12 protein-coding genes are annotated in these 13,683 nt (G+C 68.7%); 7 read left to right on the top strand and 5 right to left on the bottom strand.

The annotated features are described in order from the left end of the window. Nucleotides 1-161: 161 nt before the first annotated feature. The 4 genes from ACFWUR_RS01365 (at nucleotide 162) to ACFWUR_RS01350 (ending at nucleotide 5,877) form a co-directional block, all read left to right on the top strand. Nucleotides 162-965: a class I SAM-dependent methyltransferase gene (locus ACFWUR_RS01365; protein WP_378900065.1), complete on the top strand. Its 804-nt coding sequence runs from the start codon at nucleotides 162-164 to the stop codon at nucleotides 963-965. After that, nucleotides 962-2,506: a 1,4-alpha-glucan branching protein domain-containing protein gene (locus ACFWUR_RS01360; RefSeq protein ID WP_378900062.1), complete on the top strand. Its 1,545-nt coding sequence runs from the start codon at nucleotides 962-964 to the stop codon at nucleotides 2,504-2,506. The genes ACFWUR_RS01365 and ACFWUR_RS01360 overlap by 4 nt, the downstream gene beginning before the upstream one ends. After that, nucleotides 2,503-3,756, top strand: coding sequence for a glycosyltransferase family 4 protein (locus tag ACFWUR_RS01355; protein ID WP_378900059.1), 1,254 nt, complete (start codon nucleotides 2,503-2,505; stop codon nucleotides 3,754-3,756). The genes ACFWUR_RS01360 and ACFWUR_RS01355 overlap by 4 nt, the downstream gene beginning before the upstream one ends. Before the next feature lie 177 nt (nucleotides 3,757-3,933). Further along, nucleotides 3,934-5,877 carry a TerD family protein gene (locus tag ACFWUR_RS01350; RefSeq protein ID WP_378900056.1) on the top strand — a complete coding sequence of 648 codons (1,944 nt, stop codon included), beginning with the start codon at nucleotides 3,934-3,936 and terminating at the stop codon, nucleotides 5,875-5,877. A 9-nt stretch (nucleotides 5,878-5,886) separates the two neighbouring features. Here the strand turns inward: ACFWUR_RS01350 and ACFWUR_RS01345 are convergent, their stop codons facing one another. Next, entirely contained in the window at nucleotides 5,887-7,176 is a 1,290-nt protein-coding gene (locus ACFWUR_RS01345; protein WP_378900053.1) for a putative glycoside hydrolase, read from the bottom strand. 283 nt (nucleotides 7,177-7,459) lie between these two features. On the opposite strand from ACFWUR_RS01345, the gene ACFWUR_RS01340 reads away from it, so the two are divergent. Further along, a complete protein-coding gene (locus ACFWUR_RS01340; protein ID WP_378900050.1) occupies nucleotides 7,460-8,353 on the top strand; it encodes a polysaccharide deacetylase family protein in 894 nt (297 codons plus the stop codon). A gap of 12 nt (nucleotides 8,354-8,365) precedes the next feature. Here ACFWUR_RS01340 and ACFWUR_RS01335 read toward each other — a convergent pair whose 3' ends face one another. Then, the gene (locus tag ACFWUR_RS01335; protein ID WP_378900047.1) at nucleotides 8,366-9,658 is read right to left on the bottom strand and encodes a PQQ-binding-like beta-propeller repeat protein; all 1,293 of its coding nucleotides are present in this window, start codon (nucleotides 9,656-9,658) and stop codon (nucleotides 8,366-8,368) included. Nucleotides 9,659-9,779: 121 nt separating this feature from the next. Between ACFWUR_RS01335 and ACFWUR_RS01330 the strand changes: the two genes are divergently transcribed. Both ACFWUR_RS01330 and ACFWUR_RS01325 read left to right on the top strand, forming a co-directional pair. Then, nucleotides 9,780-10,526 (top strand): acyltransferase, encoded by a 747-nt coding sequence (locus ACFWUR_RS01330; protein ID WP_378900544.1) that lies wholly within the window; start codon nucleotides 9,780-9,782, stop codon nucleotides 10,524-10,526. 115 nt (nucleotides 10,527-10,641) lie between these two features. Next, nucleotides 10,642-11,181, top strand: a complete 540-nt coding sequence (locus ACFWUR_RS01325; protein ID WP_378900044.1) for a DUF1697 domain-containing protein — start codon at nucleotides 10,642-10,644, stop codon at nucleotides 11,179-11,181. Nucleotides 11,182-11,187: 6 nt separating this feature from the next. On the opposite strand, the gene ACFWUR_RS01320 is transcribed toward ACFWUR_RS01325, so the two are convergent. The 3 genes from ACFWUR_RS01320 to ACFWUR_RS01310 all read right to left on the bottom strand — a co-directional run bounded on the left by ACFWUR_RS01320 (nucleotide 11,188) and on the right by ACFWUR_RS01310 (nucleotide 13,642). Beyond that, nucleotides 11,188-11,394, bottom strand: a complete 207-nt coding sequence (locus ACFWUR_RS01320) for a helix-hairpin-helix domain-containing protein (RefSeq protein WP_378900041.1) — start codon at nucleotides 11,392-11,394, stop codon at nucleotides 11,188-11,190. A gap of 64 nt (nucleotides 11,395-11,458) precedes the next feature. Beyond that, nucleotides 11,459-12,664, bottom strand: coding sequence for a class I SAM-dependent methyltransferase (locus tag ACFWUR_RS01315; protein ID WP_378900038.1), 1,206 nt, complete (start codon nucleotides 12,662-12,664; stop codon nucleotides 11,459-11,461). Next, on the bottom strand, nucleotides 12,665-13,642 hold the full coding sequence (locus ACFWUR_RS01310; protein ID WP_378900035.1) for a class I SAM-dependent methyltransferase: 978 nt from the start codon (nucleotides 13,640-13,642) through the stop codon (nucleotides 12,665-12,667). Nucleotides 13,643-13,683 lie beyond the last annotated feature (41 nt).

The following is a 13,683-nucleotide window of genomic DNA, read 5'->3' as shown; positions in this document are numbered from 1 at the left end:
ACACGTGAGTGGTGGGGCCGCACGGGCTCAGCCGTACGTCCGTGTGAGATATCTAGCTCAGATCGGAACACTACCCTACGCTAAGTTACCCGTGGGTAACCTATCCGCGCAAGAGGTCCCTGACTCCTGCGTGAACCGGCGGTACCAGTAACCTCGGACCAATGAGCGAGGCTGTGATCCCTGCCGCACCCGCGGCCGCCACACATGAACCACTGCCGTTGACCGGCGAGCGGACGGTGCCCGGCATCGCCGAAGAGAATTATTGGTTCCGTCGGCACGAGATCGCCTATGCCCGCCTGCTCGACCGCTGCACCGACAAGATCGTGCTCGAGGCGGGCTCGGGTGAGGGCTACGGCGCCGACATGATCGCCGGCGTGGCCGAGCGCGTCACCGGCCTGGACTACGACGAGAGCGCTGTCGCGCACGTCCGCGCGCGCTATCCCCGCGTGCAGATGATCCAGGGCAACCTGGCCGCACTGCCCCTCGACGACGAATCCGTCGATGTCGTGGTGAATTTCCAAGTCATCGAACACCTGTGGGACCAAGGGCAGTTCCTGCGCGAATGCCTGCGGGTGCTTCGCCCGGGCGGCGTGCTGCTGATCAGCACCCCGAACCGGATCACCTTCTCCCCCGGTCGCGACACCCCCCTCAATCCGTTCCACACCCGCGAACTCAACGCGGCCGAGCTGACCGAACTGCTCGTCGATGCCGGGTTCACCGTCTCGCAGATGCTGGGCGTGCACCACGGCGCGAGCTTGAAAGCGTTGGACGCCAAGCACGGTGGATCGTTCATCGACGCCCAGATCGAGCGCGCGCTCGCCGGTGAGCCGTGGCCCGCCGACCTCACCGCCGACGTCGCCGCCGTCACCATCGACGATTTCGACCTGCGCGAGGGCGATATCGATGCGAGCCTCGACCTCGTCGCGATCGCCGCAAAGGCAGATGCCGAGAAGGCAAGAAATTGACCGATACCCGCTCCGCCGTGCCGGGCCAGTTCACGCTGGTCCTGCACTCCCACCTGCCCTGGCTCGCCCATCACGGGCGCTGGCCGGTCGGCGAGGAATGGCTCTACCAGTCCTGGGCGGCGTCGTACCTTCCGCTGGTTCGGGTGCTGAAAAATCTTGCCGCCGAAGGGCGTTCACATCTGCTCAGCCTCGGCATCACGCCCGTGCTCGCCGCGCAGCTCGACGATCCGCACTGCCTCGCGGGCATGCATCACTGGCTGGGCAACTGGCAGTTGCGCGCCGACGAGGCATCGATGTCGGGCAACGTGGCGCTGGGCCGTCACGAACATCGGCTCGCCGCAACAGCTCTGGCCGATTTCGAGCAGAACTGGCAGCACGGCGGTTCGCCGGTGTGGCGTGCGCTGCTCGACGCCGACGCGATCGAGCTGCTGGGCGGACCCCTCGCGCACCCGTTCCAGCCGCTGCTCGACCCGCGCCTGCGCCAGTTCCAGCTCACCGAGGGCCTGGCCGACGCGCGCCAACGCTGGGGCACCACGCCGACAGGTATCTGGGCCCCCGAATGCGGCTACACACCCGGCATGGAACGCGGTTACGACGCCGCGGGCATTACCCACTTCATGGTCGACGGCCCCTCGCTGCGCGGCGACACTTCGCTCGGCAGGCCGGTGCGCGAGTCCGAGGTCCTCGCCTTCGGCCGCGACCTGGCCGTGAGTTACCGGGTCTGGTCGCCGAAGCAGGGCTACCCCGGCCAGAGCGCCTATCGTGATTTCCACCACTACGACCACGCGACCGGCCTCAAGCCCTCCCGCGTCACCGGCAAGACCGTCGACGGTCCTGACAAGGCCCCTTACGATCCCGCGCTGGCGGCCGAAGCGGTCACCCGCGACGTCGCCGACTTCGTCGAGACCGTCCGCGCCCGGCTGATCGAGGAGTCGGCGCGCATCGGCAGGCCCGCCCTCGTAGTCGCCGCGTTCGACACCGAACTGTTCGGGCACTGGTGGCACGAAGGGCCGCAGTGGCTCGAACAGGTACTGCGCGCGCTGCCCGAAGCGGGCGTGAACATCGGCACCCTCGCCGACGCCCGCGACAAGGGGTTCGTCGGCGAACCCGTGCAGCTCAACGACTCGTCGTGGGGTTCGGGCAAGGACTGGCGGGTGTGGGCGGGCGACCAGGTCGCCGACCTCGTCGAGCTCAACGCCGACATCGTTGGCCTCGCGCTGGACACCCTCGACAAGGTGCGTCGCGACGGATCCCTGCGCGACCCGGTCGCCGATCAGTTGCTCCGTGAGGCGATCCTCACCGTGTCCAGCGACTGGGCGTTCATGGTCAGCAAGGACTCCGCCGCCGGGTACGCCCGCGACCGCGCCCACGAACACGCCCACGCCGTGCGTGAGCTCGCCGAGGCGATCGGGGCCGGTCAGTTCGCCAAAGCGACCCGTCTCGCGGCAGGATGGGCCATGGCCGACGGATTCTTCCCTGGTCTGGACGCGCGGCGGTTGCCGAGCGCTGTCCCGTCGGCCGCCGTTGAAGGATCCGCATGAAGATTTTGATGGTGTCGTGGGAGTACCCGCCGGTTGTGGTCGGCGGGCTCGGTCGACATGTGCATCACCTGGCCGTCGAGTTGGCCGCGGCCGGGCACGAGGTCGTCGTCCTGGCGCGCCGTCCGACGGGCACCGATTCGCTCACCCACCCCACGCACTCCTCCATCGCCGACGGCGTGCTCGTCGTCGCGGTGGCCGAGGACCCGCCGTGCTTCGACTTCGGTGAGGACATGCTGGCCTGGACGCTGGCCATGGGCCATGCGATGGTCCGGGCCGGGGTGGCGCTCGGCAAGCCCGGCGTCGGCGAGGGTTGGACGCCCGATGTGGTGCACGCCCACGACTGGCTGGTCGCCCATCCCTCGATCGCACTGGCGGAGTTCTACGACGTGCCGCTCGTGTCGACGATCCACGCCACCGAGGCCGGTCGCCACAGCGGCTGGGTATCGGGCCGGGTCAACAAGCAGGTCCACTCGGTGGAGTGGTGGCTGACCAACGAATCCGATCAGCTGATCACCTGCTCGACGTCCATGCAGGACGAGGTCGAGCGGCTCTACGGCCCCGAGCTGGCCCCGATCACCGTGATCCGCAACGGCATCGACGTCGGCTCGTGGGCCTTCCGGCCCCGTGCGCCCCGCTCCGGCCCGCCGCGACTGCTCTACGTCGGCCGCCTCGAATACGAGAAGGGCGTGCAGGACGCGATCGCCGCCCTGCCCCGCATTCGCCGAGCCCACCCCGGCACCACCCTGACCATCGCCGGTGTCGGCACTCAGTTCGAGTGGTTGCGCGAGCGCGCCCGCGTGCACCGCGTCGCCCGCGCCGTCCACTTCGTCGGCAGCCTCGCCCACGCCGAACTCCTCGGCTGGCTGCACGGCGCCGACGCCATCGTCCTGCCCAGCCGCTACGAACCCTTCGGCATCGTCGCCCTCGAAGCCGCCGCCGCGGGCGTGCCCCTGATCGCCTCCACCGCAGGCGGTTTGGGCGAGGCCGTGATCGACGGCGTCACCGGCGCCTCCTTCGACCCCGCCGACATCGACGGCCTGGTGGACGCCACCCGCGCGGTCCTCGACGACCCCGCCACCGCCCAGGCGCGTGCCCACACCGCCCGAGAACGCCTCACCGCCGACTTCGCCTGGGACGTGGTGGCCGCCGAGACCGCCCAGGTCTACTCCGCCGCCAAACGCCGAGTCCGCACCTCCCTCGGCCGCCCGGACATCGTGGAAAGACCTCTGCCGGAACGCGATCCGAAGTAGGTTTCTTTACCATTCGCCCTCCCGCTCGAACGTGATCTGTGTAACAGAGTGGACCCCACCATCGACACCCCTCGGCACCGTCACGCAATCGCGGTGTGCGGCAAGGGGGGTCAGCGAGTGGGTCGGCTGCATCGGCCTTGCGACTGATCGCCGACCTTCGAAGGGTGAATCGCCACTGTGTCGTCTCCACTGCTGTCCAAGGGCCAGAACATTCCGCTTCCCGAGGATGTCGACCGCGTCGACATCGTGATCGGCTGGCCGGAACCCGACCTCGAGGTCGACGCCTCCGCACTGCTCCTCGGTGCCGACCGCCGGGTCGGTTCCGATGCCGATTTCGTCTTCTACAACCAGACCGAATCAGCCGACGGCTCGGTGCGATTCCTCGGAACGAGCGCCACCGAGGAAGGCAAGCAGGCCAGGATCTCGATCGACCTGTCAGCCGTTCCCGCACACGTGCACACCATCGCGCTGGCGGGCAGCGTCGGCGAGGGCACCTTCGCAGCGCTGGGCAAACTCGCCTTCCACGTGATCGATCCCGCCGGGCACTCGCTGGCCGAATATCTCACCGCCGACGCGGACACGGAGTCGGCGTTCGTGTTCGGCGAGGTGTACCGACGTGACGGCACCTGGAAAGTGCGGGCCGTCGGGCAGGGATGGGACTCGGGATTGTGCGGGCTCGCGACCGATTTCGGTGTCGCGGTCGAGAACTCCGAACCCGCGGCCGTCGAGACAGTGGAGCCGGAGGTCGTTGTCTCCGAAGCTCCACCGGCGCAGGCGCCGACTCGTGGCGTGGCGACCACCCGACGCGTGGTGCGCAAAACCAAACCGATCGAATTCCGGCAGGCCGAATCCGACGCCTGGCAACCCGCACGCTTGTTCTCGGTCGTCGGAGTGGGTGCGGGCGAGGAACAGGAACGACGCACCACCTCCGCGCTCATCGCCACCATGCAGGCCGTGCGCCCCTTCGCCCGCGCCATCTGCGCCAGGATGGGCGCGCCCGCGGGGGCTTTCGAGGGCTACTTCGAGGTGCAGTACGAATCCGGCGACACCAAGGTCATCCCGGACGCGGTGTTGAAGGTGAGTCGCGGTGCCAAGCAGTGGACCGGCCTGTTGGAGGTGAAGACCGGCAACGGCAAGCTCCGGCGGGACCAATTGGAGAGCTACCTCGACGTCGCGCGGCGCAAGAAGTACGACGCAGTCGTCAGCCTGTCCAACGACATCCCCGCCGGGCCGGGCGAGTTGCCCGTCCAGGTGGACCGCCGCAAGCTGACCAAGGTCGCCCTGCGCCATCTGTCGTGGGCCGAAGTGGCCCACGAGGCGCGCATGCTCGCCACCCACGGCGGTATCGACGACGCACTGCAGGCCTGGATTCTCGCGGAGTTCCTGCGCTTCCTCGACCATCCCCGCTCGGGCGCGGCCGAATTCGTCGACATGGGCAGGCACTGGGTGACCGTGCGTGATGCCGTCACACAAGGGACGCTGCGGGCGGGCGACGCGAAAGCTCTGACCGTCGCCGACACGTGGGTGTCACTGGGCAGACATCTCGCGCTGCGGCTCACCGCCGAACTCGGCGTCGAGGTCAAACACGTCCTCGCCCGCAAGTTCCAGGCCGATCCGGCGGTGCGCGCCGCCGCGGTCGCCGAGCGGTTGGCCACCGACGGCTCGTTCGAAGCCGTTCTGCGCATCCCCGACACCGCGGGCGACCTCACCGTCGTCGCCGATGTGCGCACCAACAAGGTGCGCTGTCGCACCACCATCGCCGCGCCCGACGAGGGCACCCAGACCCGCCGGGTGTCCTGGTTGACCAAGCAGCTCACCGATGCGCCCGGGCGGGTTCAGGTCGAGGCCGTGTTCGCCGAGCGTGGCAACGAGACCTGCGAGTTCCTCGACACCGTCCGCGCCACTCCCAAGTCGCTCATCGACGGCCGTACCAGCCCGATCGTCTCGTTCACCCTCGAACAGACTTTCCCGATGGGCAACAAGCGTTCCGGCACCGCGGCCAGCTTCATCGCCAGTGTCACCGCCGCCACCGACGCGTTCTACGGCGCGGTGGTGCAACCGCTGCGCGAGTGGGTGCCCGCGGCCCCGAGACAGGCCGACGTCACCGTGGAGCCGGTCTAGTAGTTCGGGTCAGGCCGGGTGGATGCCGCCGCCGTGGTAGCGGGTGGCGGCGTTCCACAGGAAGAAGCTGTCGATGCCCGCGTCTCGGGTGGCGTCGATCTGGGCGCGAAGTTCGGCGTCGCCGTAGCTCACACCGAGACTGAAGTCCTGCAGCCACGGTGCCAGTTTCGCACCGGTGCCCGCGGTGGCCGCCTTGAAGTCCTGCAGTGAGCGGAAGACGATGTCGTAGGGCTGGGCGTTGGGGTGCGCGACGCCGTATTCGCCGGGACCCCAGTGCGACGGGTAGATCATGGGCGCGACGAAGTCGACATTGCGGGAAATGAGCGGAATGTCCTGGGCGATCTCGTCGGGGCGGGTGGACGCGATTCCGTACACCGCGGCGCTCAGGTGCGCGCCGGCCAGGTGCACCGGATAGCGACTCTCGCCGAGGAAGTCCGCGACCGCGATGGCGGGGGTGCTGGTGAGTCCGGCGAAATTCATGCTGGTCAGGCTGCCGTCCGGGCGACGGACGTAGTCGTACATGATGCCGTCGAAACCGAGCTCGGCGGCTTCGACCGCCAGCGCGATGTTGTACCGGCGTACGTCGGTGTTGGCGAAGTTGGTGAACGCGATCGGGCCGTAGTGGCTGGAATAGGGCTGCCCGGACGGATTCTGGACCACCCAGTCGGGTCGGCCGTTGTGCCAGGCCCAGTCCGCGAGTGTCGGATCGCGGAACGCGACGATACGGCCGACCACCTGCAGGCCCATGTCGTGCAGTTGCCGCAGGGCGGCCGGAGCATCGTAGATCGCCTCGGTAGCACCGGATTCGCGGGCCAGCGGCACCTGGGAGTCGTAGCCGACCACCCCGTCCTCGTCCTTGATATCGAGCTGCACGGTGTCGATACGGCCTTCGCGAGCGAGATCGAGGACCGCTTCGCGCAGTCCCTGATGCGACCAGGCGTGTGCGGTGACGTGTACCGCGCGCATTCGCGGCAGGGTGGGCGCCGTGATCACGGTGCCCGCGGCCTGATTGCCCGCCGCGTCCACCGCGACGACCTCGAAGGCGGGGGCCCATCGCACCGAGAGCTCGAACGTCCCGTCCGCGGCGGGTTCCACCGAATCCGGGCCGATGGACACGCGAACCGCGTCGACGGCGGTGCCGCGCACCACGACCGGCGCGCGGTAGGAACTCACCGGATCGGTCTGCGTCATCAGCAGGGTCGGCGGCACGGTGTCCGCCAACGGTTGCTCGCCGGATCTACTCAGCGCGAATCCGGCCACCAGCGTGACGACCAGCGACGCCAGGGCCGCACCGATCACAGGAGTCGTCCATCGCCGTCGATCGGCCGATCGGAGCTGTAATCCCAACGTCAACACCGCCTTCCAAAACCATTGACACGCCAACTATTTCGCAGTTCCGACACGGCGTACCCGGTATCGATAGATCGACTGTAATCCGTCGCCGCCGCGTAATATCGCATTGATGATGGGCGGTTCGAACACAATGTTTCGGCTCGCGTCGGCGACAGCTCTCGCGGCTGCGCTCACGGCCTGTGCCACAGTGGACAACGAGGCGGCTTCGGCGCGTCCCCCGGCGGAGCAGGTGACGACCGCGACGCCGGCGCCGCCGAATCCGGCCGAGATCGCCGCCAACGAACTCGGCCTCGTCCCGGTGCTGATGTATCACCAGATCACGCCGAACCCCGTCGGCGAATACGACCAGACCCCGGCGGAATTCCGCGACGAACTCGAACGCCTGTACCGCGAGGGCTATCGCCCGGTCACGGCCGCCGAGTACATCTCCGGCGACCTCGACCTGCCCGCGGGAACCCATCCGGTGGTACTCACCTTCGACGACTCCACATCGAGCCAGCTCGCCTTCACCGAGACCGGCGCCGTGGCCGCGGACACTGCCGCCGCCATCCTCACCGAGTTCGGCGACCGCTATCCGGACTTCCGACCCGTGGCCACGTTCTACGTCAACAACGAGCCCTTCGACGGCGACCCCCGCGCCCTGCCCTGGCTGACCGCCCACGGTCACGACATCGGCGCGCACACGGCGAGCCACCCCAATCTCGCCGGCCTCGACGCCGACAGCGTGCAGCGTGAGCTGGTGCAGAACGTGCGCGCGGTGACAGCGGCCGCGCCAGGGGCCACCGTGCGCACCATGGCGCTGCCGCTCGGCATCTATCCCAGCGATCGCACCCTGGCCGCCACCGGCAGCTGGGACGGCACCACCTACGCGTTCGACGCCGTGATGCTGGTCGGCTCGAACCCGGCCCCCTCACCGCACGGCGAGGTGGATCCCGGCGGCGTGCCGCGCATCCGGTCGGGCCTGGGGGCGGTCCCGTTCGACTCGGCCCATTGGCTGGACTGGCTGGCCGCCCACCCGGACGAGCGCTACACCGCCGACGGCGACCCGGCGCGCGTGTCCTACCCCCGGCATCTCACGGCGGCGCTCGCCGACCGCTTCGCGGACCGGGCCAACCCGTACTGAGTCGGTGGCCGCTCAGGCGTCCGGGGTGAACGCGAAAATCTCACCGAGACGGGTGGCGACGACGACTTCCCCTTCGGGGCCGATCGAGGTGCCCGTGGTGGTGCCGGTGGCGGAAGGGAGCGGATCGGAGTCGATGGTGTTGCCGTTGGTGGTGTCGAAGGTGATGAGGCTGAGGCCCGCGCCGATGGCGGCGACGGTGTAGCCGATCCCGCCCGCGGTGTGGGCCGGGGTGCCGCGCAGGGTGAGGTCCTTGCGCTCCCAGACGATCTCGGCCCTGTCGTCGGTGTCACGCAGGGCTGTGAGGTAGCCGTCGTCGCCCGCGGGGATGATCAGATCGTCGGCGACCGCGATGCCGCCGCGGGGCGCCCAGGGCAGAGGCTGGGTCCAGCGGGTGGCGCCGTCGTCGGCGTTCAGGGCGATGAGGCGCTTGCTGTTGTCGCCGATGTAGACGGTGTCGCCGTCAGCGGAGAGGGTGGGGCTCGTCGCGCTTCCCCCGGTGAGGATCTCGGCGCTCCACTCCTGCGTCACGGTGCCCTCGGCGTAGCGCATCGCGCGCAGGGCGGCGGCCGGCTTGCCCGGCTCCCAGACCGTGACGAAGAACCGGCCGGTCGACGGGTCGACGGCGGTGGTGTTGGCGACGGCGCAGCGCGGACCACCGGACTGGCAGTCGTCGAGGCCGTCGCCGGAGGCGGGACGGGTGAGACCGGGGTATTTCAGGAAGTCGGGTTCGCCGAGCAACTGCACCGTGGGCACCTCACGCTCGCCGGTCTGACGGCTGAGCACGTCGACCTGACCGGACTGGGTCACCGTCAGCACGTTGCCGTCGCCGGTGAACTGGATCGCCACCGGCACGCCCGCCACCGGGGTGCGCCACCGCGGCTGACCCAGGTAGTTGAACGAGTTCACCGCGCCGTCGTCACCGACATAGACATTGCTCACCCCGTCGAGCACGGTCGGCGCTTCGATCGTCGACGGTCCGAGGGGGTTGCAGAAGCGTTTGCGACCGGTGCGCATCTGGAAGGAGAAGATCGCGCAGTTGCCGGTGCTCGTGGTGACGAACATCTGGCCTTCGGCACCGATCGTCAACGGCTGGGCGATCGGGCCACCCACCGGACGCGACCAGCTCAGCGACATCGAGTCCGCACCCGAGACCGGGCTGCTGCTCGCGTTGGTGCTGTCGTGATGCGTTGCGGGCCAACCTTTTCCGGCGCCGACCGTGATGTCGTCCACATCGGTGCCGCACCCGGCCAGCGCCACCACACCGGCGGCAGCGAGCGAGGCAACGACGCGAGTCCGAGTTCGCACCTGCTGATCTCCCTGTGTTATCGGGGTATGGCACGGTAAGTGTGCCCTGCGAAAGTACTCTGTGTACCCGATGACCGAATCCCCGGGGCAGGCCCGGCGGATCATGACGGGAGACCAGTTCGTGACGAGCATGTGGGGCGCACCGCTGAGCGCGCGCTGGCGTGGATCACGCCGCCGCGATCCGCAGCAGGCCCGATTCTTGACCAGGGATTCGCTGCGCTGGGTGCTCGCCAACCGCGCCTACACGCCCTGGTACCTGGTGCGTTACTACCGTCTCGCCAAGTTCCGCCTGGCCAACCCGCATATCGTGCTGCGCGGAATGGTGTTCCTCGGCCGCAATGTGGAGATCCACGCGACCCCGGAATTCGCGCGCATGGAGATCGGCCGCTGGGTACACATCGGCGACGGCAACGCCCTGCGCTGCCACGAGGGTTCGCTGCGCATCGGCGACAAGGTCGTGTTCGGCAAGGACAACGTGGTCAACACCTACCTCGACATCGAGATCGGTGAGTCGACGCTGGTCGCCGACTGGTGCTACATCTGCGACTTCGACCATCGCATGGACGACATCAACATGCCCATCAAGGATCAGGGCATCGTGAAGAGTCCCGTGCGGATCGGCCCCGACACGTGGATCGCGGCGAAGGTGACCGTCCTGCGCGACACCCGAGTCGGCCGTGGTTGTGTGCTGGGCGCGCACGCGGTGGTGCGCGGGGATGTCCCCGATTACAGCATCGCGGTCGGCGCACCCGCCAAGGTCGTGAAGAACCGCAAGGTCGCGTGGGATGCCAGTGCCGAAGAGCGCGAGGCGTACATGGCGGCGCTGGCCGACATCGAGCGTAAGAAGAACGCCGCCGCTCAGGCCTGATTCCTATGCGATTCGGCCGGTTCGCGCGACTCGGCCGACCGGTACGGCCGAGTCGGGCTGACACGGCCGCCGGATGCGGTGGTTTCTGTCGGTGGCGGTCGGTACGGTCAGCGGCGTGGAGAGCTATGCGGCGCTGCTGCGCGGGATCATGCCGACCAACCCGAACATGCGCAACGAGAAATTGCGCGGGGTCTTCGAGGGGCTCGGGTTCGAGAAGGTCGCGTCGGTGCTCACGAGCGGCAATGTCGTCTTCCGCACCGCCGACGACCCCGCCGATCTGGAGGACCGCATCCAGCGGGCGCTCAATGCCGAGCTCGGCATCCCCGGCGGCACCATCATCCGCACCGGTCCCGAACTGCGCGCGCTGCTCGACCGTGACCCGTTCGAAGGTCTCCCCCACGAACGCGGCTCCTACCTCACCGTCACCTTCTTCAAATCGACGATGCGCGAAGCCGACACCAAGGCCTTCGACGACGACGCCCTCACCCGCGTCATCGGCTACGACCGCGACTCCCGCGCCTTCCTCACCGTCGTCGACAACAGCACCAACAAGACGCCCGACTTCATGGCCCGCCTGGAAAAGACCTACGGCAAGGACATCACCACTCGTACGTGGCTGACGGTGCAGCGCGTGGTGAAGAAGATGGAAGCCTGAGCGACCTCAGTCGGGGAAGGCCAGCCCCCGGGTGGCCAACTCCTCGCCGAGGATGCGGATCGACTTGGCGCCGATGCCGTGGATGGCGAGCAGTTCTTTCGCGCTGACTTCGGTCAGTTGGGCGTAGGTGGTGTAGCCGTGAGCGGCGAGCGCGCGCGTCGCCACCTTGCCGATCCCTCGGGGGTATTCCGTGTCGACTGCCGCGTCCGCCATCGTGCGCACCTCTCGGGTCAGGTCTGTGTGGCCACCCTAGGCGCGCGCACCGACAAGTGCTCGATCAGTGGGGCGCGACCGCTCGGCAGAGGAAGACCACCCCGGCCCGACCGACGCGGGTGATCACCAGGGTGTACGGGGTCGAGCCCCGCTGCTTGAGTTTCTTGCGGAGCGCGTCGGGGTCGATGTCGACACCGCGGACGAGGATTTCCAGGGAGCCGCAGTCGCGGCGGGACAGCTCTCGGCGCAAGGTCTTCTCGCGGAGTTCGAAGCGGTCCTCGACGCGAAAGCCGCGCATGCCCGCGGGGACCGTGTCGCCGGTGAGGTAGGCGATCTGCGGGTCCAGCTGCCACAGGCCGTGTTTCGCGGCGTAGTGGCGAACCAGGCCCGCGCGAACGACGGCGCCGTCGGGGTCGACGATCCAGTCGCCAGGGGCGCGATCGGGGATGTCGTCAGGGGCGGCATCGGTGAGAGTCGTTGTATCGCCGCGGGAATCGAGAACCGTCGCGCGGCGGGTGACACCGGGTTCGGTGAGACCGGGCGACCACAGGCACGCTTCGCGGACGGCGCCGTCGAGGGAGACGATTTCCACTTCGCCGTCCCAGGCGAGGCGGTCGAAATCCAGGCCGGGAGCGGATTTCACGGCGATGTCACGGCCCGCGTAGGCAGCGAGGAGGTCGGGCAGTGGGGGCTGGAGTTTCGCGGGGTCGTAGGTGCGCCTGCCGTCGGCCCTGCGTGCCGGATCGGCGACGATCACCGTGTCGCGCGTTGTCGAGGTAAGCGCATCCGCCTTGGCCAACACGATGTTTCGCCCGCGCGGGGCTCGAGCCCGGTTCGGCTCGTCCGGACTCGCCAGGTTGTGGGCGGCCATCGCCAGGCGCACATCGTCGAGATCGCTACCGATCACCGCCGGACAGACCTCGGCCAACTCGGACAGCTCCGCACCGATCGAACAGGTCACATCATGCACCGCGCGACCGGCCAACCGGGCGGCTCGGTGCCGGGCGACGAGCGCGGGCGTCGCCTGCTGCAACGCGTCGTCGGTGAACAACCACTGTCGCGCCGCGGGCAGTTTCACCACGGCCTTGCGACGCAACCGCACGGTCTCGATCAGCGCGGCGGTGCGGTCGCCGTGCGCACGACGCACCTGCTCGATATCGCGCAGGTGCGTCGCGGGGGTCAGCTCCAGCCGGTCGACCTCGGCGAGCGCGGCACAGCCTGCCGCGCTGCCCAGATAGGCGACGTCGTCGCGGCTGAAGCGATAGCCCACCTACTTCTGCGCCGTGCCCGGCTTCACGCCGGTGATCATGGCGTTGTAGAAGAACTCGCGCGGCACGACCTTGCGCAACACGTTCTCGTCCAGCCAGCTCAGACCCAGCCACGCGCGGTACTGCGCCAAGCGGTACGGCATGGTCAGCTTCTCGTCGGGGACGGCGGCCTCGAAGGTGCGCACCGGCCAGCCCCACAGCGCGGCGGCGAGTTCCTCGGTGGTGGCCTTCACGTCGACGGCACCGGCGGACTTCGCCATCTTCTCGAGATCGCTCGGGTCGAAGGTGTGCAGGTCGACGACGGCCTCGAGGGCGGCGGCGCGGGAGGACTCGTCCAACTCGGTCTGCGGACGACGCCAGCCGGCCAGGAACGGCAGCTTGGTGATCTCGGTGGTCACCTTCCAGGTGGCCTGGCCGAGGCGGCGGGCGTAGATGTTGCCGATGGTGGTCGGCTCACCGGCGAACACGAAGCGCCCACCCGGCTTGAGCACACGCAGGCACTCCTTGAGCGCCAGCTCCACGTCGGGGATGTGGTGCAGCACGGCATGGCCGCACACCAGATCGAAGGTGTCGTCGTCGTACGGGATGGTCTCGGCGTCGGCGACGCGACCGTCGACATCCAGGCCGAGGTGCTCGGCGTTGCGCAGCGCGACCTTCACCATGCCGGGCGAGAGGTCGGTGACCGAACCGGACTTGGCGACCCCACCCTGCATCAGGTTCAGCAGGAAGAATCCCGTGCCACAGCCCAGCTCGAGTGCACGCTCGTACGGCAGCGGGGCAGGGCCGACGGCGAGGTCGAACCGGCCGCGGGCATAGGCGATACAGCGCTCGTCGTAGGAGATCGACCACTTGTCGTCGTAGGTCTCCGCTTCCCAGTCGTGGTACAGGACCTGGGCGAGTTTGGTGTCTTTGCGCGCTGCTTCGACCTGGGCCTCGGTGGCGTGGGGGTTCGGCGCCGGGTCGTCGGGATGGACCGTCATACAGGCCAGCCTAATATGTGCGCGCGGGCACGCTTCTGCTG

The organism is Nocardia sp. NPDC058633, from assembly GCF_042717045.1.
Lineage (GTDB): Bacteria > Actinomycetota > Actinomycetes > Mycobacteriales > Mycobacteriaceae > Nocardia.
Note: the sequence above shows the minus strand (reverse complement) of the source record. Positions and strands in the feature narration are given on the sequence as shown.